18 protein-coding genes and 1 pseudogene are annotated in these 19,469 nt (G+C 71.4%); 8 read left to right on the top strand and 11 right to left on the bottom strand.

Annotated features, from left to right (window positions below; all coding sequences use genetic code 11):
* Positions 1-62: 62 nt before the first annotated feature.
* Positions 63-362: pseudogene (locus CUT39_RS00550) on the top strand (DNA polymerase ligase N-terminal domain-containing protein); the annotation flags it as partial.
* A 76-nt stretch (positions 363-438) separates the two neighbouring features.
* A complete protein-coding gene (ligD, locus tag CUT39_RS00545; RefSeq protein WP_100443995.1) occupies positions 439-1,350 on the top strand; it encodes a non-homologous end-joining DNA ligase in 912 nt (303 codons plus the stop codon).
* Positions 1,351-1,383: 33 nt separating this feature from the next.
* On the opposite strand, the gene CUT39_RS00540 is transcribed toward ligD, so the two are convergent.
* On the bottom strand, positions 1,384-2,319 hold the full coding sequence (locus tag CUT39_RS00540) for a saccharopine dehydrogenase family protein (RefSeq protein WP_198586760.1): 936 nt from the start codon (positions 2,317-2,319) through the stop codon (positions 1,384-1,386).
* A gap of 71 nt (positions 2,320-2,390) precedes the next feature.
* Here CUT39_RS00540 and CUT39_RS00535 point away from each other — a divergent pair, with 71 nt between their 5' ends.
* Both CUT39_RS00535 and CUT39_RS00530 read left to right on the top strand, forming a co-directional pair.
* Complete coding sequence (locus CUT39_RS00535) at positions 2,391-3,323, top strand: helix-turn-helix domain-containing protein (protein WP_100443994.1); 933 nt, start codon at positions 2,391-2,393, stop codon at positions 3,321-3,323.
* 92 nt (positions 3,324-3,415) lie between these two features.
* Positions 3,416-4,735, top strand: coding sequence for a cellulose binding domain-containing protein (locus tag CUT39_RS00530; RefSeq protein WP_100443993.1), 1,320 nt, complete (start codon positions 3,416-3,418; stop codon positions 4,733-4,735).
* Between the two features lie 27 nt (positions 4,736-4,762).
* Here CUT39_RS00530 and CUT39_RS00525 read toward each other — a convergent pair whose 3' ends face one another.
* The gene (locus tag CUT39_RS00525; protein ID WP_157930406.1) at positions 4,763-5,179 is read right to left on the bottom strand and encodes a hypothetical protein; all 417 of its coding nucleotides are present in this window, start codon (positions 5,177-5,179) and stop codon (positions 4,763-4,765) included.
* A 437-nt stretch (positions 5,180-5,616) separates the two neighbouring features.
* Here CUT39_RS00525 and CUT39_RS00520 point away from each other — a divergent pair, with 437 nt between their 5' ends.
* Genes CUT39_RS00520 through CUT39_RS00505 form a run of 4 tightly spaced genes read left to right on the top strand, consistent with a single transcriptional unit; the run spans position 5,617 to position 10,355 of the window.
* Positions 5,617-7,608, top strand: coding sequence for a serine hydrolase domain-containing protein (locus CUT39_RS00520; RefSeq protein ID WP_100443991.1), 1,992 nt, complete (start codon positions 5,617-5,619; stop codon positions 7,606-7,608).
* Positions 7,609-7,655: 47 nt separating this feature from the next.
* On the top strand, positions 7,656-8,960 hold the full coding sequence (locus CUT39_RS00515) for a sensor histidine kinase (RefSeq protein WP_198586759.1): 1,305 nt from the start codon (positions 7,656-7,658) through the stop codon (positions 8,958-8,960).
* On the top strand, positions 8,957-9,613 hold the full coding sequence (locus tag CUT39_RS00510) for a response regulator (RefSeq protein WP_100443989.1): 657 nt from the start codon (positions 8,957-8,959) through the stop codon (positions 9,611-9,613). Before CUT39_RS00515 ends, CUT39_RS00510 begins: the two co-directional genes overlap by 4 nt.
* A gap of 25 nt (positions 9,614-9,638) precedes the next feature.
* Positions 9,639-10,355: a hypothetical protein gene (locus CUT39_RS00505; protein WP_100443988.1), complete on the top strand. Its 717-nt coding sequence runs from the start codon at positions 9,639-9,641 to the stop codon at positions 10,353-10,355.
* A 3-nt stretch (positions 10,356-10,358) separates the two neighbouring features.
* Here the strand turns inward: CUT39_RS00505 and CUT39_RS00500 are convergent, their stop codons facing one another.
* The 9 genes from CUT39_RS00500 to CUT39_RS00460 all read right to left on the bottom strand — a co-directional run bounded on the left by CUT39_RS00500 (position 10,359) and on the right by CUT39_RS00460 (position 19,449).
* Positions 10,359-10,961, bottom strand: a complete 603-nt coding sequence (locus CUT39_RS00500) for a phosphoribosylanthranilate isomerase (protein WP_100443987.1) — start codon at positions 10,959-10,961, stop codon at positions 10,359-10,361.
* 198 nt (positions 10,962-11,159) lie between these two features.
* A complete protein-coding gene (locus tag CUT39_RS00495) occupies positions 11,160-12,008 on the bottom strand; it encodes a DeoR/GlpR family DNA-binding transcription regulator (RefSeq protein ID WP_100443986.1) in 849 nt (282 codons plus the stop codon).
* Positions 12,009-12,021: 13 nt separating this feature from the next.
* Positions 12,022-12,792 carry a triose-phosphate isomerase family protein gene (locus tag CUT39_RS00490; protein WP_100443985.1) on the bottom strand — a complete coding sequence of 257 codons (771 nt, stop codon included), beginning with the start codon at positions 12,790-12,792 and terminating at the stop codon, positions 12,022-12,024.
* Positions 12,783-13,256: a ribose-5-phosphate isomerase gene (locus CUT39_RS00485; protein WP_100443984.1), complete on the bottom strand. Its 474-nt coding sequence runs from the start codon at positions 13,254-13,256 to the stop codon at positions 12,783-12,785. The genes CUT39_RS00490 and CUT39_RS00485 overlap by 10 nt, the downstream gene beginning before the upstream one ends.
* Entirely contained in the window at positions 13,249-14,982 is a 1,734-nt protein-coding gene (locus CUT39_RS00480; RefSeq protein ID WP_100443983.1) for a dihydroxyacetone kinase family protein, read from the bottom strand. The genes CUT39_RS00485 and CUT39_RS00480 overlap by 8 nt, the downstream gene beginning before the upstream one ends.
* A 57-nt stretch (positions 14,983-15,039) precedes the next feature.
* On the bottom strand, positions 15,040-16,035 hold the full coding sequence (locus CUT39_RS00475) for a D-ribose ABC transporter substrate-binding protein (protein WP_100443982.1): 996 nt from the start codon (positions 16,033-16,035) through the stop codon (positions 15,040-15,042).
* A 41-nt stretch (positions 16,036-16,076) separates the two neighbouring features.
* Positions 16,077-17,204: an ABC transporter permease gene (locus CUT39_RS00470; RefSeq protein WP_100443981.1), complete on the bottom strand. Its 1,128-nt coding sequence runs from the start codon at positions 17,202-17,204 to the stop codon at positions 16,077-16,079.
* Positions 17,201-18,787 (bottom strand): sugar ABC transporter ATP-binding protein, encoded by a 1,587-nt coding sequence (locus CUT39_RS00465; protein ID WP_100443980.1) that lies wholly within the window; start codon positions 18,785-18,787, stop codon positions 17,201-17,203. The genes CUT39_RS00470 and CUT39_RS00465 overlap by 4 nt, the downstream gene beginning before the upstream one ends.
* Positions 18,787-19,449, bottom strand: a complete 663-nt coding sequence (locus CUT39_RS00460; RefSeq protein ID WP_100443979.1) for a DUF2291 family protein — start codon at positions 19,447-19,449, stop codon at positions 18,787-18,789. Before CUT39_RS00460 ends, CUT39_RS00465 begins: the two co-directional genes overlap by 1 nt.
* Positions 19,450-19,469: the final 20 nt, after the last annotated feature.

The following is a 19,469-nucleotide window of genomic DNA, read 5'->3' as shown; positions in this document are numbered from 1 at the left end:
CGGGGACCGCGGCGCGCAAGGGATCCGTTTGCCCACGTCGCGATCCGGGTATCTTCCGCACCGTGGCACGCGGCGACAGGCTGGAGGAATACCGGTCGAAGCGGGACCCGTCCCGCTCCGGAGAGCCGTCCGGCGGGCAGGGGCCCGGCGACGGCGACCGGTTCGTGATCCAGCGCCACGACGCCTCCACGCCGCACTTCGACTTCCGGCTGCAGATCGGCGACGTTCTGGTGTCCTGGGCGGTGCCGAAGGGCCCCTCGGTCGACCCCTCGGACAAGCGGCTCGCGAAGCGCACCGATGACCACCCGCTGGACTACACCGGGTTCGAGGGCCGGATCCCCGAAGGCGAGTACGGCGGCGGGATGCTGCGCCACCCGCGCTACCTCGGGGAGCGCATCGACAAGCCGGCGGCGGACGTCCGGAGGGAGAGGAGCTGACATGGCTTCACGCACGATCCGCGTAGCCGACCGTGACATCGACCTATCCAAACTCGACAAGGAGCTCTTCCCCGACGACCACCTCGCCAAGGGCGACGTGATCGAGCACTACCGGTCGGTCGCCGACGCGATGCTCCCGCACCTCGCCGGCCGGCCGCTGACGATGCGCCGCTACCCGGACGGGATCGACGCCGACGGTTTCTACCAGAAGGAGGCGTCGGACCACTTCCCCGAATGGCTGCGCGTGGTCGAGATGCCGCAGCGCGCCGGCGGCTCGGTCGATCACGTGGTGTGCGACGACGCGGCTACGATGGTGTACCTGGCCAACCAGGCCACCATCGAGTTCCACGTCTGGCTGTCCACCATAGACAAACCGGATCATCCCGACCGGCTGGTGATCGACATCGACCCGCCTCCGGGCGCCGAGGTGGACACGCTGCGCCGGATCGCGCGCCGACTGCGGGACCTGTACGGCGAGCTCGGACTGACCGCGTTCGTGCAGGCCACCGGCGGACGCGGTTTCCACGTGGTCTCGCCGCTCGACCGGTCCTCCGATTTCGGTTTCGTCCGCGACCTGGCCGCCGGCATCGCCGACCATCTCGCCGAGCGCGACCCCGATCTGCTGACCACCGCGCACCGGAAGGAGCGCCGCGGCGACCGGATCTTCCTCGATGTCAACCGCAACGCCTACGGGCAGACGTTCATCACCCCCTACTCGCTGCGCTCCCGGCGCGGGGCCCCGGTGGCCACCCCGCTGGACTGGAACGAGCTCGGGCGGTCCACGCCGAACGGCCACACCGCCGCCACGATCGCCAAACGGCTCGCGCAGAAGGCCGACCCGTGGTCGGCCATCGACGAGCACGCCGCCGCGCCGACCACCGCCGGCGACCGCCTGGAGGCGCTCGAACGCTAGCCGGGCCCGGCCGTTCGGTCGCTGCGCCACCGCCTACTCGAGAGTCAGGTGCTCGGGGGCGAGCGAATGCAGGAAGTCCTTCGCTTCGAAACGCGCGCCGACCGAGGCGACCCCGGCGGCGTCGCCCTCCCCGGACAGCACCCGCACCGCCGCCTCGACCACCAGCGGGGCGGTGACCGCGTAGATGTCCCGGCCGGCGGCGGAGGCGCGGCGTTCGGTCCCCTCCGAACTCGCGACGACCTCGACCAGGAACGTCTGCGCCGACCGGCCCCGCTCGTCCACCGCGGTCGGACCCGAGTCGTCGGCCGCGTGCAGGTCGTCGACGGCGTTGCTTGACATGTACGTGGCGATCTCCGGTGTATCCAGGTGCGTCGGAATGGTCGCACTGTCGGCCGTCGTGAACTCCCCGACCACCGGCCGGGACCCGATCGGCGCCGGGAAGGACCACTCCGTGCGGGGCGCCTCCCGCGTCCGGAACCGGAGTCGGCGCCCGCTGTAGACGATCCGCCGGCCGCCCCGGCGTTCGGCCGAGACACGACCGGTCGCCCGGGTGCCGGGGGTAGGGCGCCAACCGCTCAGCGCGTAGGCGATGGTGAGCCGTTCGGCGGCCGGCCACCGGCCCATCGCCGCGGTGGCGAGCAGGTCCCCCAGGCCGCCGAAGAACGCGGCCGCCGGTGCGATCGGAATGCCGGCCCCCGCGTACCGGTCGAAGATGTCGGTCACCGCCTCCAGCTCGGCGGTGACGTCGAGATAGGGGATCCCGGCGCCGATCGCGGACCCGATCACCGGATCGGCCGTGCTCGCGAACGGCCCGGCGCAGTTGATCACCGCGTCGGCACCGCGGAAAGCCCGGTCCAGGTCGGTGGAGCGTCCGCAGGGAACCGGCGTCAGACCCCGCCGATGCAGTTCGGCCGCGACGAAACCGCCCGTATGACCCGTCGCGCCCATGATCGCTACTCGTTCGTTCATGGCGCCCAGCATCGCCCGGACGGCGCTCCGCCACCAGTGTCCGAGGCGACGTGTCCCGTACAGTTTCGGACATGCCCTCGATAGCCCTCGCCGTCGCCGACGGCACCCCGCTGTTCGAGCTCGCCGCCGCCTGCGAGGTGTTCGGCCCCGACCGAGGGCTGTCCGACTCCTGGTACGACTTCACCGTCTGCGGCGAGGACGGGGCGCGGGTCGGCGGCTGGCTGACGGCGGGCATCGCACCCGGCCTGGCGGCGCTTCCGCGAGCCGACACCGTGATCGTTCCCTCCTGCCACGACCTCGAAGCGCCTCCACCGGCGCTGGTCGACGCCGTTCGCGCGGCCCACCGGGGCGGCGCCCGGGTGGCGTCGCTGTGCACGGGAGCGTTCGTGCTCGCCGAGGCCGGGCTGCTCGACGGACGGCGCGCGACCACGCACTGGGCGCACACGTCGCTGCTGCGCGACCGGTACCCCGACGTGCGGGTCGATCCGGACGTGCTCTACATCGACGAGGGCGACGTGCTGACCTCGGCCGGCAAGGCCGCCGGTCTGGACCTCTGCCTGCATCTGGTGCGCAAGGACCACGGGGCCGCGGTGGCCAACGCCTTGGCGCGCAGCCTCGTGGTGCCTCCGCACCGGCCGGGCGGTCAGGCCCAGTTCATCCCGGCGGCGGTCTCCCACGGCAGGGACCACGTCCTCGCCGACCTCATCTCCTGGACCCTCGAGCGCCTCGACCGTCCCCTGACCGTGCGCGACCTGGCGCGCCGGGCCGGTATGAGTCCACGCAATCTGGCGCGGCACTTCAATGCGGTGACCGGGACTACGCCGCTGCGATGGTTGCTCACACAGCGGGTCGGGCGCGCCCGGGAGCTGCTGGAGACCTCGGACCTGACCGTCGAGCAGATCGCCTCGCGTACCGGTATGGGCACCGCCACCACGCTGCACCGCCACTTCAGTCGGCGACTCGGCGTCCCTCCGGACGCCTACCGCCGGACGTTCCGCACCTGACCCGCGACGCCGCCCGGCCCGACCGGGGTTGACTGTAGACATACGTGCTGGGATATTTATATCCATCGATTTAGAGCCTCATGGAGGATGCAATGACCCGAGGGACGCACGCGCTCGACTGGGAGCGCTTCCAGATCTGGACTTCCGCGGCACGCGCCCGCTTGTCCACTTTGTTCCGCATCGGCTTCGCCCTCGCCGCCGGGTTGCTTCTGGCCGCCACGGCCGCAAGCCCGGCCGGCGCCGAGCACCCCGAACCGCCGCCGCGCTCATTCGAGGCCGACGACCTCGGAGAGGACGGCTGCACCCTCTTCCAGACGACCGGCGAGGCTCGATGGGTCTCCACTCACCCCGCCGAGGAGGACTACCGCGTGGCGGTCTCGGGCGAGGCCCTGGTGCTCATGACGCCCGGCGCCCCGGGATACTGCCTGCCAGTGATTCCGGCCGACCGGCACATCGAGTTCACCGCTTACGTGGGCGAGTCAGCCGTCGCCGGGCACATCGAGCCGTTCGGGGCGGACGGATCCTCGCACGACTACCGGTTCGACCTCACCTCGCCGACCGCGACCGGTCCGATCGACCGCGTCGCCGTGGCGGTGTGCCAGGAGCGGCGCAGCGACGGCTCGACCTGGAGCGACCGCTGCGGCGACGAGTTCACCGTGTACCGCGAAGGCGACCTCGGTGAAGCGCAGTCGTACTCCTACGAGTTCGTCCTGCCCGACGCCTGCCACCGGGCCACGGTGGAGGCGGCGCTGCGGTGGGTCGGCACCGAGCGGGTGAGCGTGGACGGAACGGCCGCCACCGAACTCGCCGAGTCCGACGGCACCTGCGACCCGATCGACCTGCCCCGGGAGGACCTGCGAGTCGTGTTCGCCCTGAACCACCACGATTCGGTGGTGGAGGAATACGAGGTTCCGGTCTCCCCGGTCCCGGGCACGACGGAGTTCGACACCCTCCTGCCCAGTGATCCCGGCTCCGCGGTGGACATCCACTATGTGGTGGCGCGGGTCTGCGCCTTCGACACCGAAGGGCTCATCGCTCGCTGCCTCGAGGACTCCAATCAGCTCTACGAGCCCGTCGTCCCCGAGGAGGACGAGCCCTACTGCCAGTACGAGTTCGTCGTCTCCTCGGCATGGGAGAACGGCTACGTGGGAGAAGTCGACATCACCCCGCTGGTCGAGGACCTGCACGAATGGCGGATCGTCGTCACCTTCCCCGGTGGCCAGGAGATCCGGACGGCCTGGAACGCCGAGTGGACGCAGAACGGCTCCACCGCCGAGATGACCGGTCTCCGGTGGAACACCACGGTCCCCGTCGGCGGCACCGTCCGGGTCGGCTTCATGGTCGCCGGGCCGAGCGAGCCGCCGCCGACGATCGAGGTCTACGGCAACGGCCGCGTGTGCGAGGCGGTCTAGCGGCCGGGGCGGCCCGGCGGCCGCGGTTCAGATTTTCCAGAGCCGGACCTCGTACGCCGACGACTTCGCGTCGACCAGCTCGAACTGGACCCGGTGGATCATGCCGTCATCGGGGTAGACCGTGACGTCGGCCAGATCGCCCAGGTGGCTCAGGTCTGGGACGTTCAACGGAGGCGGCTGCAGCGCATCGGCTATGCCTCCCAGATAGTCCGCGGCATCGTACACCTCGCCGACCGAGTTGGCCACGATGACCTCCATCCCGATCCTGTCGATGCGGCTGAACGGGTCGAACACTCCGGTGCTCATGGCCTCGCGGGCGGCGCGGCGCAACGCGGCCAACCGGTCTCGGTGGGGATGCTGCGGACTGAACATCGAGAGCGCTTCCCGCTTGGCGGGCGGCATGCCCTCGACGCGAATCTTCAATTGGAGATCTGAGGAGTACATCTGCCCACCCTATGGCTCCTGCGGCCGCGGCCCAATTGGCCGAACACCCGATCCGACCCGGTCCTTTGATGCCTTCGCCCCGCGCGAGTTCGAGGCGGACCGGCCGGCGCCTCCGGTGACGAGCGCGATCTTTCCGGTCAGGTCGTGCATCGATTTCCCCCTTTTTCTTGAATGATCGATCAATAGCTGACGGCGGTGGCCGAACTCGCCATGACCGCCTGCCCTCCCCCGGCCGCCTGACCGGCGAGCTCAGGACGGTCACCGACCTGCGGCCAGCGTCCCTCCCCCAAAGGTCGCAAACGGAATTCCGACTCGCGCCGGTCGTCGCGCCGCCCTGTGCCGGGACAGGATTGTCCCGTTCGAACGCACCGGTCGCCCTCGCCGGTCAGCAAGGCGTTCAACGGATTCCCCACAGGACGGACTCGACAGGAGCGAACATGCCCGCCATCGAAACCGAGCACCGGCGCAAGCGCGGCCGCATCGCGACCCGAGCCGGCGCCGCGCTCGGGACCGCCGCGATCGTCGCGGTCACTTCCGCATGCGGCCAGGCCGACCACGATTTCGCCGAGCGCGAGACCGGTCGGCCCGCCGCACCGGAGCCGCTGACCCCGCGGAACGTCGACGCCTGGATCGACGAGGCACTGGCCCCCGAGCTGGAGGCCGCCGGCATCGTCGGCGCCGCCGTCGCGGTCGTGGGCGAGGGCGAGGTGGTCACCACCCGCGGCTTCGGCCACGCCGACCTCGCCGCGGACGTCGAGGTCGACCCCGAGCGGACCCTCTTCCGCATCGGCTCGGTGTCCAAGGTCTTCACCGCCAACGCCGTGATGCAACTGGTCGAGCGGGGCGAGGTCGACCTCGACGCCGACGTCTCCGAGTACCTCGACTTCGAGTTCGAGCGCGGATTCGACGACGACGTCACCCTGCGGCACCTGCTGTCCCACACCGCCGGCTTCGAAGAGCGCCTCGGCGCCCTCATGGACTCCGGCGACGCCTCGGCCGACCTGCGCGCGGTGCTCGCGACCGACCCGCCCGCCCAGATCTACCGGCCCGGCACGACGCCCGCGTACTCCAACTACGGCAACGCCCTCGCCGGATACATCGTCGAACGCGTGAGCGGCGAGTCCTTCGAGGACTACACCGATGGCAACCTCTTCGAACCGCTCGGCATGGACTCCTCGACATTCCGCCAGCCGCTGCCGGCCGACCTGAGCGACCGGATGTCGAACGGGTACCTGGGCGACTCCGGCCCGGCCGAGCCCTTCGAGGTCGTCAGCATGCCGCCCGCCGGATCGGTCTCGACCACGGCCGACGACATGACCCGGTTCATGATCGAGCAGGTCGGAGCGCTCCCCGACGAGCGGTCGCTGCTCGCCGACCGGACCCGCGAGCAGATGTTCGCCGCGGCGCTCACCTCCGAGAGCCTCGGCGGCCTCGCCGAAGCGCCGCGGATGGCCCTGGGCTACTTCCAGAGCGACCGCAACGGCCACCGCATCGTCAGCCACGGCGGTGACACCAACCAGTTCCACACCGAAATGCGCCTCTACCCCGACGACGCCGCCGGCGTCTTCATCTCGCTCAACAGCAGCGGCAACGCAGAGGCCAACGTCAACACCCTGCGCCGGGACTTCGTCCACGCCTTCGCCGACCGCTACTTCCCTGCCGAAACGGGGGCCCCGGTCGAGACCGTCGACACCGAGACCATGCGGCGCAACGCCGAAGCGGCCGCCGGCACCTACGTGCTGTCGCGAGGCTTCGAGAGCAACTTCCTCACCTCCGTCCAGGTGGTGCAGAACTTCGAGTTCGGCGTCCTGGACGACGGCCGCCTGTATCTGGACCGCAGCCCGATCACCGGCGAACCGACCGCCTACGAACAGATCGGCGACCACCTGTGGCAGGACTCCTCCGGCGAGGACCGGATCGCGATGCGGGTCGAGGACGGCGAGGTCACCGCCATCGTGATGGAGAACGCCTTCGCCTTCCTCCCGCTGGCGGCCGAGCGCGCCCTCGGGCTGCCGGTCCTCCTCGGCTCCGCAGCGGTCCTCCTGATCGGACTGCTCGCCTGGCCGTTCGGCGCCCTCTACCGCAGGATCCGCCGTCGCCCCGCCCCCGAGCGCGGCCGACGCCTCCACCGGGTGCTCATCCGCGTCGCGGCCGCCTCCAGCCTGCTGGCGCTCGCCGGTTGGGTCGCGATCTTCCTGACGATCATGGGCCTCCAGGACGCCCCGCCGGCGGCCATCCGCGGGGTGCAGGCGCTCCAGGTGGTCGGGCTGCTGGGCGTGATCCCCGCCCTCGTCAAGGCCGTCGGCGACCTCCGCCGGAGGGCCGGCTGGCGGCCCGTGGCCGCCGGCGTGCTCATGCTGCTGGCCCTCGCGGGAGTCGCGGGCTTCGCCGTCGAGTTCCAGTTGCTCTCGCCGGACATCACTTACTGACCGGTGCGGCCGCCGCGGAACCGCGGGGCTGGGAAAGGATGGACCGCATGACCGGAGGCCTCGAACAGTCCGCGACGGCCCCACCGACCCTCGGCGAACGGCTCGACGACCTGTTGGCCCGGGCCGGCGCGAAGGGGACGTTCGCCCAGGACGCCGCGCTGGCGGTGGCGGCGGCGCTGGTCAGCCTGGTGCTGTTCTGGGCGCTCGCCCCCGCCGCGATGCGCGACCCCGGCGTCGACCTCACCGCCGCCCAGGCACGGGCCGTGACCGCGATCGGATGCGTCCAGGCGCTGCTGCTGTGCCTGCGGCGGACCCGCCCCGCGCTGTGTCTGGCGGCGATCGTCGTCTGCCAGGTTCCGGTCATCGTCACCGCGCCCGACATCATGACCCACGGGCTCGGCCCCATGATCGCGACCTACACCGTCGCGGCCGCACGGCCCGTACGTGCCACCGCCGCCGCGGTCGCCGCGGCGGTCCTGACCGAGTCGGCGGCGGCCGCCGCGACCGCGCTGGCCCGGGACGGGGGCTACGCGCCGGCGACGATCACCGACCACGCGACCTCGAGCGTGCTGACCTACGGGCTCATCGCGTTCGCGGGCGCCTACGCTGCCTCCAGGCGGCGGCAGCGCGCCCTCGAGCGCGAGCGGGCGGCGGCGGCGATCCGGTCCCACCGGGAGCGGGCCGAGGCCGCCCTCGGCGCCGAGCGGAGCCGGATCGCCCGCGAACTCCACGATGTGGCCGCGCACCACCTGTCGGGCATGGTCGTCCAGGCGGCGGCGGTGGAGCGGCTCATCGACCGCGACACCGCCTCGGCGAAGTCGGGGGCGGCGTGGATCCGCTCGCAGGGCAAGGCGACCCTGGAGAACCTCCGGCAGGTCGTGGGACTGCTGCGGGAGCACGACGGCGGCGGGGACGGCGACGGTCCCGTGCCCGGGCTCTCGATGCTGCCGGCGCTGGTGGAGGAGGCGCGCGGGCTGGGGTCGGCGGTGGCGTACGAGTGCCGGGGCGAACCGCTGCGGCCGCCGCCGATCGCCGACATCTCGCTGTACCGGATCGCCCAGCAGGCCTTGGCCAACGCCAGGCAGCACGCACCGGGGGCGCCGGTGGCGGTCAGTCTCGACCACGGCGACCGGGGCGTGACGCTGGAGGTGGTCAACGGCCCGTCGGCGCGAGGCGAACTGGCCGACGTCGGCGGCGGCGGATCCGGACTGGTCGGGATGCGCGAGCGCGCCGAGCTGGTCGGTGCCGGGCTCGAGGCCGGACCGACCGGCGAAGGCGGCTGGCGGGTCCGGGTGGATCTGCCCGTACCGGAGACCGAGGAAGGCGAACTCGAGACGGGAGTGGGGCGATGATCGGAGTGCTGCTCGTCGACGACCAGGCGGTGGTCCGCGCCGGATACCGGGTGCTGTTGGAGGAGGCGGCCGACATCGAGGTGGTCGGGGAGGCGTCGGACGGGACCTCGGCCGTGGCCGCCGCGGCCCGCCTCCGGCCGGACGTCATCTGCATGGACGTGCGCATGCCCGGAGGCGACGGGATCGCGGCCACCAGGCGGATCGCCGCCGAACGCGACGGGGAGCTCCCGGCGGTCCTGGTGGTGACCACCTTCGATCTCGACGACTACGTGTTCGGGGCGCTCGAGGCCGGGGCCGGCGGCTTCATCCTCAAGGACTGCGAGCCCGAGGACCTGGTCCACGCGGTCAGGAGACTCGCCGACGGCGAGGGCCTGGTCGACCAGGCCGTGACGCGGCGGGTCATCGCCGAGTTCTCCCGCCGCAGGAAGCGGCCCGCACCCGATCCCGGAGCCGCCGAGTTGCTCACCGGCAGGGAGACCGAGATCGTGCTCCTGCTGGCCCGCGGCATGTCGAACGCCGAGATCGCCCGGGAGCTGTTCGTCGAGCCCAGCACCGTCAAGTCCCATCTGGGTCGCGCCATGGCCAAAGTGGGCGCACGCGACCGGGTCCAGACGGTGGTGTGGGCCTACCGCAACGGCCTGGTCCCCGACTGAACGACGCGGTGTAAGGAGCACGGCGATGGATTTCCCACCCAAGGCCCCGATCGACCGGCCCGCGTCCTATCCCGGCGAACCGCCGCCGCGGACGTGCGTGCTGACCGGAGACCGGCTCTGGGAGACGGCCGGCCCCGAGGAGCTCGACGCGGTCCTCCATCGCCTGGGCGCCGCACCGATCCGGTCCCGGACGCCGGTGCTCGCGGTCGGGTCCAACGCATCGGCGGCCCAGATGCGACGGAAACTCGAACCGCTGGACCACTGGGCGGTACCGACGACGCCGGTGGCGGTGACCGGTGTGGCCGCCTGCTTCTCGGCCCATGTGTCGGCGCCGGGCTACGTGCCCTACGCGCCCGTGAGCTCCGAGGGACGGACGAACGAATTCCACCTGCAGTGGCTCGAAGAGGCACAGCTCGAACTGGTCGACGCCACCGAACCGAACTACGAACGCGTCGAGGTCCCGGCCTCCGAGTCGTACCCGGTCCGCACGGCGGCCGGTCGGACGGTTCCCGGTGTCCGGTTGTACGCCGGCCGGCACGGCGTCATCGGCGACAGATCCGGCCGACCGATACCCGCAGGCGGCCAGGACGCGGCGCTCGGGCTGGTGTCGCGGGCGCTGGGTGCGCGGGTGAGCCACCGGGACCTGGCCGCGGACGCCGGACTGCGCGAGGCGGCCACGGCCGCGCTCGCGCGGCTCGCGGTCGCGGACGGGCTGCCGCGCTCGGGGCCCACAGACGGATAGGGCCTACGAGCCGGTGCCCTTGGCGTTGGCGACGAATCGGGCGATGAGTCCGGGGTCTTTGACCCCGCGCCGGGCCTCGACTCCAGAGGAGACGTCGACCCCCCACGGCCGGGCCTGCTCGATCGCCGCGGCCACGAGGTCGGGATCGAGCCCGCCCGCCAGCATCCACCTGCCGTCCGGGCGCGGCTGCAGGCCGTTCCAGTCCCAGGTCTCGCCCGAGCCCGGCCGCGGCGAGTCGACGATCAGGTAGTCCTCGCCGAAGGCGCCGAACGCTACCTCGCCGAGCAGGGCGGCCGGGACCGCCCGGATCCGCTCGGCCGGGAAGTCGGCCAGGGCCTCGAAGTCCTCCCGCCGGTAGTCGCCGTGCAACTGGACGGCCCCGACGCCAGCGTCCGCGGCGTCCCTCCGGATCGTTTCGACCGGTACACCGGCGAACACGCCGACGGTGAGCACGCCCGGCGGGACCGCCGAGGCCAGCTCGCGCGCGCGTTCCGGGGTCACCCGCCGGGGACTGGGGCTCAGCAGGAAGCCGACCGCGTCGGCGCCGGACTCGGCTGCCGCGGCGACGTGTTCGGACTCGGTCAGTCCGCAGATCTTGACGAACACGAATGCACCTTAGCTCGCCAAAGCAGAGGAAGGAGCAGCGGCGCCCGGCAGGATCACCGGCGGCGCCGATGCCCGGCACGGCTCTCGTCGATACGCGGCCGGGACCGGAGCCCGCCGACGGCTCCGGAACAGGACGGTCGAAGCGCCGACCGGTCCTGGAGTCGGACATCCGAGCGATGCCACGGTCGGTCGTCACCGTCAGTCCTCGGAGCGCCTTCTCTCGGTGTGTCCCGCTCGAGGTGCGACCAGGACGTTGATGCCCTGCGCCTCCATGCGGGATATGTGCGCCTCGTCGGTCTTGGAGTCGACGACCACCAGGTCGTACTCCTCTAGACGCACCAGCGCGTGCAGCGCCCGCCGTTCGAACTTCGTGTGGTCCACCAGCAGGATCCGCCGCTTCGAGGACTCGAACATCGCCCGCTTGACGTCCACCGTCTCCGGCGACTGGTGGAAGCACATGTCGTCGGTGATCGCCGCGGTCGACATGATGAAGGTGTCCGCCCGGAGCCGCGCGATCGCCTCCAGCGTCATCCGTCCCATGAACGCGCTGCACCAGTTGTGGTAGTCTCCGCCGAGCGCGATCAGCGAGATGTCTCGCACCCCGTTGAGCCCGTTGAGGTGAGTGAGCACGTTGGTGATCACCGTCAGCGGCGTCTTGCGGTGCAGGTGCTGCGCCAACCGCAGCACCGTGGTCGAGTCGTCCAGGAAGATCGCCTGGCCCGGCTCGATGTAGTCGAGGGCCGCCCGGGCGACCTCCTCCTTCTCCTGGTTCTGCCGTGCCAACCGGTAGACGTCGCTGGACTCGATCAGGCTCGTCGACATCGCCGTCGCCATGCCCCGGGACTTGCGCAGCAGTCCGCGCGCCTCGAGCTCGTCGAGGTCGCGGTGGACGGTCATCGCCGAGATACCGAACCGTTCGGCCAGGTCGTCGATCCGCACGGTGCCCTCGGCGATCACCACGTCCGTGATCTCCTGTTGCCGTTCGGCCTGGCGCGACTGCCGCCCCGAGCCCGACGACGCCGGCCACGTACTGCCCTGACTGGTCACAACGACCTCCGTATCACCCGATGTGCTCGACGGTCTCGTCCAAGACGCTACTCAGCGTGCGAGGGTCGTGCGCGAAGCGCCCCAGGAAAAGTCCGTCCACCGCACCGTCCAGCTCAGTCAGCACGCCCGGCCCGGCGCTGCCGCCGTAGATGACGCGGGCCGAGGTCACCGCCGGGTGGTCGGCGAGCAGCTCCCGCAGGGCCCCGGCGACGACGGCGACACGCTCGGCCGAGGCGGCGTGCGTCGAGCCGATCGCCCACACCGGCTCATAGGCCACCACCAGCTCGCCGGATGCCTCCGCCCCGGCGTGTGCCACCGCGGCGCGCACCTGCGCGAGGCAGTGCTCGACGGCCGCATCGGTCCCGACCCGCCGCTCCTCGCCCACGCAGAGGATGGGGACCAGCCCGTGCCGCCAGGCGGCGGCGGCCTTACGGCCCGCGACCGCGTCGTCCTCGCCGTGGCGGGCGCGCCGCTCGGCGTGGCCGACTTCCGCGTAGCGGCAACCGACCTGGGACAGGCTGGCCGCGGAGACCTCGCCGGTGTAGGGGCCGGAGTCGTGCTCGGCAACGTCCTGCGCTCCGAGTGCGATGCCGGCTCCGCCGGCGATCGGTCCGAGGTCGGGCAGGGAGGTGTGGGAGGGCAGCACGACGAGCTCGACGTGCCCGTCGCGCACCGCGGGGTGGGTTTCGGCGAGAGCGGCGACGTCCTTGGCCCACGCGACGGTGCGTTCGTGGTCGAAGTACATCTTCAGGCTCACTCCCATGAACCGGGCCGTCACTCGCATGCCCGGTCCGACTCGTACCGGCCGATGACGGCCACCTTCGCGGCGGAGGCGCTGGAGCTGTCGAAGCGGTAGGTCAGCCATTCGCGGGCGAGGCGGCGCGCCAGTTCAAGGCCGACCACCCGTTCACCGAAACACAGCACCTGGGCGTCGTTGCTCAGCACGCTGCGCTCGACGGAGAAGCCGTCGTGGGCGGTCACCGCGCGGATGCCGGGAACCTTGTTGGCGGCGACGGCGACGCCCAGCCCGGTCCCGCAGACGAGCAGGGCCCGGTCGGCCTCGCCGCGCGCCACCCGTTCGGCGGCGGTCACGGCGACGGCCGGGTACGGCGAGTCGCCTCCCTCGTCGACGCCGACATCGACGACCTCGGCGACGAGGTCGCTGGTCTCAAGGTCGCGTTTGAGCGCCTCCTTGTAGCGGTACCCCGCGTCGTCGCTGCCGACGACGATGCGCCATGCCTCACTCATCGTGCTCTCCTTTCGGGTCGTCGGTGAGAACCTCTCCCACCGCACGGGCGACCGAGGCCAGGGACACGGCGCCCGGATCGGGCGTCCCGAGGCTGTTCTCGGCGTGCGGCCTGGCCCGCCCCTTGCGGGGCAGTAGGTCCGCGGTGGCTCGCGCACCCGCCTCGGCAGCGACGGCGGCACGCGGCCAGGCCACGGCGATTCGGTCCCCTCCCGCCACTGCGGACTCGAGGGCGTCGGCGAACGGGCCGAGCGCGTCCAGCAACGTCTTGTCCCCGCGCCGGGCACCGCCGTAACGGGCGACCTGCGTCTCCGCCTCGCGGACTCCGGCGACCACCTGTGCGGGCCCGGGGCGACCGGAGTCGGCGAGCTCCCCGCCGAGCGATTGCAGGATCAGGCCCCACAGGGCGCCGGACGTGCCGCCGGCCCGATGCGCCCAGGCGTCGCCGGCCAGCCGCAGAGTGGTGGCGGCGCCGGCCCCGAGCGCCACGGCCTTTCGGGCGCGCTCGGCCGCGGCGGTGGCGCCGCGCCGCATCCCGATACCGTGGTCGCCGTCACCGGCGACGGCGTCCAGGCGTCCGAGTTCGACCGCGCCGTCGTCGATGACGGCGGCGGCCGCGGCGAGCGCCGTCGCCGCCGCCTTCGCGGCGGCGCGGGAGTCCTCATCGGAATCCGGGATCTGCAGTTCGATGGCGGCGGCGATTTCAGCGGTGCCGCGCCGTTCGCGGGCGGGCATAGGCCCTTTGCGATAGCCGGGGGTATCGGCCGGACCGCGCCAGGCGCGCTCGAGGTCCTCGTCGAGCCAGGTCAGGGTCAGCGACAGGCCCGCCATCTGGAAGCTCGTGCAGAACTCGCCGACGTCCGGTTCCACCGCCTCGAGACCGGCCTCGGCCAGCAGTCGGGCCACACGGCGGTAGAGGACGAAGAGTTCCTCGTACTTGACCGCCCCCAATCCGTTGAGTACCGGGGCCACACGGTCTCCGGCGTCCGCGGGGGCCTCGGCCAGCAGCGTCCGCACCAGTCGCTCGGCGAGGTCGTCGGCGCTGGGCACCTCCTCCTCGCCGATGCCCGGCTCGCCGTGGATGCCCATGCCGACGCCCATGCGCCCCTCGGGGACGGTGAAGAGGGGCCCATCGGCGCCGGGCAAGGTGCACCCGGAGAAGGCGACGCCGAACGAGCGGGTGCGCTCATTGGCGCGGTCGGCCAGGTCGCGGACCTCGTCCAGCGGCAGGCCGGCCTCGGCGGCCTGGCCGGCCGCCTTGAAGACCACCAGGTCGCCGACGATGCCCCGGCGCTCGTCCCGCTGTTCGGGCGGGGCGGAGGAGACGTCGTCGGTGACGACCACGGTCCTGCAATCGATCCCTTCGGCGCGCAGCCGCTCCTGGGCCAGGTCGAAGTTGAGGACGTCGCCGGCGTAGTTGCCGTACGCGAACAGGATGCCGCCGCCGGCCGAAGCGGCCCTGGCGACGGTGTAGACCTGCTCGGCCGAAGGCGAGGCGAACACGTTCCCCATGGCCGCCCCGTGGGCGAGGCCGGGACCGACGAGCCCGGCGAAGGCCGGATAGTGGCCGGAGCCGCCGCCGATCACGACGGCCACCTCGCCGTCGGGCACCCGGGTGGCTCGCACGACGCCGCCGGGGACGGCCTGCACCCAGGAAGGGTGGGCCGCGACGAAGCCCTCGATCAGCTCGTCCGCGAAACGGGCCGGGTCGTTCAAAAGGTAAGTCATGGTCTCCTCCGCAGGACCGTCGGCGGTGCCGGGCCCGCGAAGGCCCGGCACCGTGGATCACTCGAGAGCGAACGTCGTGTACCGGTCGATGTTGTCCGGAGTGATCAGGACGCAGTCGACGGCCTGCTTCTCCTGGTCGGTACCGGTCTCGCCCTCGGTGAGATAAGTGTGAAGCTGCTCCACCAGCATCTCGGTGGCCGACACGATGGGCTGGAGAACGGTGCCGAGGAGCTTGCCCTCCTCGATCGCGGCGACCGCGTCGGGAGAGCCGTCGAAGCCCATGACGAGGATGTCCTCGCCCGGGGTGAGGCCGGCCGACTCGATCGCGGCGATGGCCCCGAGCGCCATCTCGTCGTTGCCCGAGAGCACGCCGTCGATGTCGGGGTGGGCGGTGAGCAGGTTCTGCATGGCCTGATATCCCTCCTCGCGACTCCAGTTCGCGGTCTCCCGCTGGAGGAGCTCCATGTCCGTGTACTGGGCGAGGGTCTCCTCGTAGGCGGTCGACCGCACCGGGGCGTTGTTGTCGGTCGGATTGCCGTAGAGCTCGACGTAGGTGCCCTCACCGCCCATCCGCTCGGCGAAGTACTGCGCCCCCGCGGCGGCGCCCTGGGCGTTGTTCGCCACGATCTGGGAGAGCGCGATGCCTTCCTCGTTGATCTCGGCGTTGATCAGGAAGACCGGAATGTCCGCGTCGGTGGCGCGCTGGACCGCGCCGATGGACTCGTCGGCCCCGGCCGGATCGAGGACGATGGCCACCGCGTCCTGGGAGACGGCGGTGTCGATCAGCTCGTTCTGGCGCTGCGGGTCGTTCTCGTGCTGGAAGACGTCCGTCTCGTAACCCAGTCCCTCGAGTGCGGTCCGAGCGGTCTCGGCCTCGGTGTCCCAGTAGGGGTTGGCCAGTTCGACCGAGATGACCGGGACGTAACCGCCCTCGACCGCCTCCGGATCGGGATTGGGCGCGTCGTCGCTTCCCGTGTCGCCGCCGCCCCCGCACGCCGCCGTGACGGCGAGGACGGACCCGGCGACGATGCCGGTGATGAGCTTGCGATTCATGGTATTGCCTTTCCTGATTGAGAGGTTCACGGCGGGAGTGATCAATTGCTGACCGTCGCGCTCGCCGCCGCCTTGTCTTCGGCGGGTTTCGTCGCGGGCCTCGCGCCCGAGCCGGGCTTGCCCGGTCCGCGCCGGGTGTGGTTGAGTCGCTGTTGGAACTGGTCGAGGGCTACCGCGGCGACGATGACCGCGCCGGTGATGACCATCTGCCAGAATTCGGAGACGCCGACGATGACGAGACCGTCGGTGAGGAAGCCGATGACGAAGGCGCCGATCAGCGTCCCGCGCACGGTGCCCCGGCCGCCGGAGAGGGCCGCGCCGCCGATGACGACGGCGGCGATGGCGTTGAGCTCGTACATCTGCCCCGTCTGCGGGGTGGCCGCGGTCAGTTCCGAGGCGAGGATGAGGCCCACGAGCGCGGCGCACATGCCCGAGATGACGTAGACCGAACGGACCACGCGTCCCACCGGGACGCCGGAGAGTTCCGCCGCGCGGGAGTTGCCTCCGATGGAGTAGAGCCAGCGCCCGAACGGGGTGCGGGTGAGCAGGATCGCGACCAGGACCGCGACGCCGATCATGATCCACACGCCCATCGGGATCCCGAGGAGCCGCCCGTTGCCGATCGCCGAGAAGCCGGTGTTGCCGAGTTCGGGGTCGCCTTGCAGCTCAGGGAAGGTGCGGCCGTCGGCGATGAGCATCGCGGCGCCGCGCGCCATGTACATCATGCCGAGGGTGGCGACGAACGGCGCCACCCGGAATCTGGTGACCATCAAACCGTTCACGTACCCCGCCAGCGCGCCGACCGCGACCGCGACGACGACCACGACCCACACGGCCGGGTAGGCGACGATGTCGAACAGGGAGAGGTCGAGGCCCTGCAGCAGCGAGCCGGCGACGACTCCCGAGAGTCCGACGGTCGATCCGACCGACAGGTCGATGCCCCCGTGCAGGATCACCATCAGCATGCCCAGCGCCAGCACCGCGTTGAAGGCCACGTGCCGCGTCATCGACAGGAGGTTCGTCGCCGTCAGGTAGTGGTCCGACATCGACGCGAAGATGACGACGATGAGGATCAGGGCGATGAGCGCGCGTCCTTCGAGGAATACCGCGTTCCAGTTGATCTTCTCGGTGCGGGCGCGAAAGAGCCCCGCTCCCGGCTGAGCGCTCATCGGCTGGCTCCCATCTCGTTCTCGGCCGTTTCCCCGGCCAGATCGGCGTTCTCTCCGGAGGCGGCCATCACGGTGTGCCGGTCGACCTTGCGGGAGTCGAACTCGGCGACCAGGCGCCCCTTGTGCATGACGACGAGGCGGTTCGAGCCGGTGATGGCCTCGCCGATCTCGCTGGTGACGTACAGGACGCCGAGCCCTTGCTGCGCCTGCTGGGCGAGCAGGGAGTAGATCTCGGCGCGGGCACCGACGTCGATGCCCCGGGTGGGTTCGTCGAGCAGGAGCACGTTCGGCTCGGTGAGCAGCATCTTGCTGATCACGGCCTTCTGCTGGTTCCCGCCGGAGAGCGAGCCGACCGGGGCGTTCGGCGAGGAGGTCTTCACCCGGGTCTTGGCGATGCCCGCCTCGATCCGGCCGTTCTCGATGCGGCCCGACAGGAAGATCCCGCGCACGAAGTCGCCGATGCTGGCCAGGGACATGTTCCGGCCGACCGAAAGCTGCGGGACGAGCCCGTCGCGCTGGCGGTCCTCGGGCACCAGGCCGAGGCCGAGGTCGATCCGGTCGCGGACGTTCAGGCCGCCGACGTCCCGCCCCTGGAGGGTGACCTGTCCGGCGACCACGGGCATGCGACCGGCGACCGCCTCCATGAGCTCGGTTCGCCCGGCCCCCATGAGGCCGTAGACGCACACGATCTCGCCGGCCCGCACCTCGAGCGAGACGTGGTCGACGACGTTGCGTTCGGGGGCCTGCGGGTCGGCGACGACGAGGTCGGAGACGCCCAGCACGACCTCGCCCGGATTCGGATCGAGGCTGGCGAAGACCTCCTCGTCGGCGGCGCCGACCATCTTCTCCACGACCCAGGCGAGGTCGATGTGGCGCACCTCGTCCTGGGCGACGAGCTCGCCGTCGCGGAGGACCACCGCTCGGTCGGTGACGTGCAGCGCCTCCTCGAGGTGGTGGGAAATGTAGACGATCGCGACGCCGTCGGCCTTGAGGTCCTCGATGACCTTGAAGAGGACTTCGACCTCGCTGGCGCTGAGTGCGGAGGTGGGCTCGTCCATGATGAGGACGCGCGCGTCGGCGGCGAGCGCCCCGGCGATCTCGACGATCTGCTGCTGGCCAAGGCGCAGGTCGGCCACCTTGGTGGCAGGGTCGAGGTCTTCCTCGAGTCGTTCCATCAGAGTGCGCACCACCTCGTCCTCGGCGGAGCGGTCCACCGATCCGAAGGGCGTGAGGAGCTCGCGGCCGAGGAAGATGTTGTCGCGGACGCTGAGGTTGGGGGCGAGGTTGAGCTCCTGGTGGATGATGGCGATGCCCTTGTCGAGGGCGTCGTCGGAGGAGCCGAAGCGGACCGGTGCTCCATCGAGTTCGAGGGTGCCCGAGGTGGGCTGTTCGACGCCGGAGATGATCTTCATCAGCGTCGATTTGCCGGCCCCGTTCTCGCCGAAGAGCGTGGTGACCGCGCCGGGCCGGATCTCGAAGTCGACGCCCTTGAGGGCGTCGACGCCGCCGTAGCGTTTGGTGATGCCGGTGGCATGCAGGACGACGTCGGTGGTCGTCGGTGCGGCGGCCTGCGTGGCGACCATCAGTTCACCTCCACCAGGACGGGGGTCACGAGCCAGGATCCGCCCGGGGCGCGGGAGAAGGCCCCCACGACGGTGACGGTGGCGGCCTCGATCTCCGCGGCGTCGAGGTCGGCGACGACGTTCTCCCGCACATGGGTGTTCAGCTCGGTGGCCACCGATTGGTACTCCATCTGGTTCCGGAAGCTGCCGAGGTGGACCTCGCCGGTGACGTCGCGCAGGGCGGAGCCGTTGATGATCGGGCCGAATTGGACGATGACCTCCTGCCCGTCCGGGATACCTTCGACCTCGACCGGTGCGGTGCCGTTGACGGCGTCCGCCTCGCCGACGGTGCCCTCGAAGGCCACCGGGAACGTCCAGGCGGCGGTGTCGTCGGCACGGGCGCCGTACTCCTCACCGGCCGCGTCGACGTCGGCCGCGACGGCGGCCGCGAGCTCTTCGGCGGGCACGGCCCGTTCGATGATCTGCTCGACGATCGCGTCGAAGTGCTCGTCGGCGTACTCCTCCGCGTCGAAGTCCGGCTCGCCGGCGTCGGCCGCTTCGTCGGTGGTCAATACGGTGATGTCCATGGCCATGCCGAGGAGAAGGGCTGCGACGCCGATCGGCAGGACGATCCGGCGGACGGAGCGCAAGCGGCGCCGTCGCGCGCTGCTCTGCTGGGACATGCTGTGTCTCCTATCGAAGG

This window comes from Glycomyces xiaoerkulensis (genome assembly GCF_002798405.1).
Classification (GTDB): Bacteria; Actinomycetota; Actinomycetes; order Mycobacteriales; family Micromonosporaceae; genus Glycomyces; species Glycomyces xiaoerkulensis.
Note: the sequence above shows the minus strand (reverse complement) of the source record. Positions and strands in the feature narration are given on the sequence as shown.

Excerpts from the sequence above, each read along its gene's own strand:
- CUT39_RS00515 (WP_198586759.1), top strand. The coding sequence starts at position 7,656 with ATGACCGGAGGCCTCGAACAGTCCGCGACGGCCCCACCGACCCTCGGC.
- CUT39_RS00505 (WP_100443988.1), top strand. The coding sequence starts at position 9,639 with ATGGATTTCCCACCCAAGGCCCCGATCGACCGGCCCGCGTCCTATCCC.
- CUT39_RS00475 (WP_100443982.1), bottom strand. The coding sequence starts at position 16,035 with ATGAATCGCAAGCTCATCACCGGCATCGTCGCCGGGTCCGTCCTCGCC.
- ligD (WP_100443995.1), top strand. The coding sequence starts at position 439 with ATGGCTTCACGCACGATCCGCGTAGCCGACCGTGACATCGACCTATCC.
- CUT39_RS00530 (WP_100443993.1), top strand. The coding sequence starts at position 3,416 with ATGACCCGAGGGACGCACGCGCTCGACTGGGAGCGCTTCCAGATCTGG.
- CUT39_RS00540 (WP_198586760.1), bottom strand. The coding sequence starts at position 2,319 with ATGAACGAACGAGTAGCGATCATGGGCGCGACGGGTCATACGGGCGGT.
- CUT39_RS00460 (WP_100443979.1), bottom strand. The coding sequence starts at position 19,449 with ATGTCCCAGCAGAGCAGCGCGCGACGGCGCCGCTTGCGCTCCGTCCGC.
- CUT39_RS00510 (WP_100443989.1), top strand. The coding sequence starts at position 8,957 with ATGATCGGAGTGCTGCTCGTCGACGACCAGGCGGTGGTCCGCGCCGGA.
- CUT39_RS00470 (WP_100443981.1), bottom strand. The coding sequence starts at position 17,204 with ATGAGCGCTCAGCCGGGAGCGGGGCTCTTTCGCGCCCGCACCGAGAAG.
- CUT39_RS00490 (WP_100443985.1), bottom strand. The coding sequence starts at position 12,792 with ATGCGAGTGACGGCCCGGTTCATGGGAGTGAGCCTGAAGATGTACTTC.
- CUT39_RS00535 (WP_100443994.1), top strand. The coding sequence starts at position 2,391 with ATGCCCTCGATAGCCCTCGCCGTCGCCGACGGCACCCCGCTGTTCGAG.
- CUT39_RS00485 (WP_100443984.1), bottom strand. The coding sequence starts at position 13,256 with ATGAGTGAGGCATGGCGCATCGTCGTCGGCAGCGACGACGCGGGGTAC.
- CUT39_RS00525 (WP_157930406.1), bottom strand. The coding sequence starts at position 5,179 with ATGTACTCCTCAGATCTCCAATTGAAGATTCGCGTCGAGGGCATGCCG.
- CUT39_RS00520 (WP_100443991.1), top strand. The coding sequence starts at position 5,617 with ATGCCCGCCATCGAAACCGAGCACCGGCGCAAGCGCGGCCGCATCGCG.
- CUT39_RS00480 (WP_100443983.1), bottom strand. The coding sequence starts at position 14,982 with ATGACTTACCTTTTGAACGACCCGGCCCGTTTCGCGGACGAGCTGATC.
- CUT39_RS00465 (WP_100443980.1), bottom strand. The coding sequence starts at position 18,787 with ATGGTCGCCACGCAGGCCGCCGCACCGACGACCACCGACGTCGTCCTG.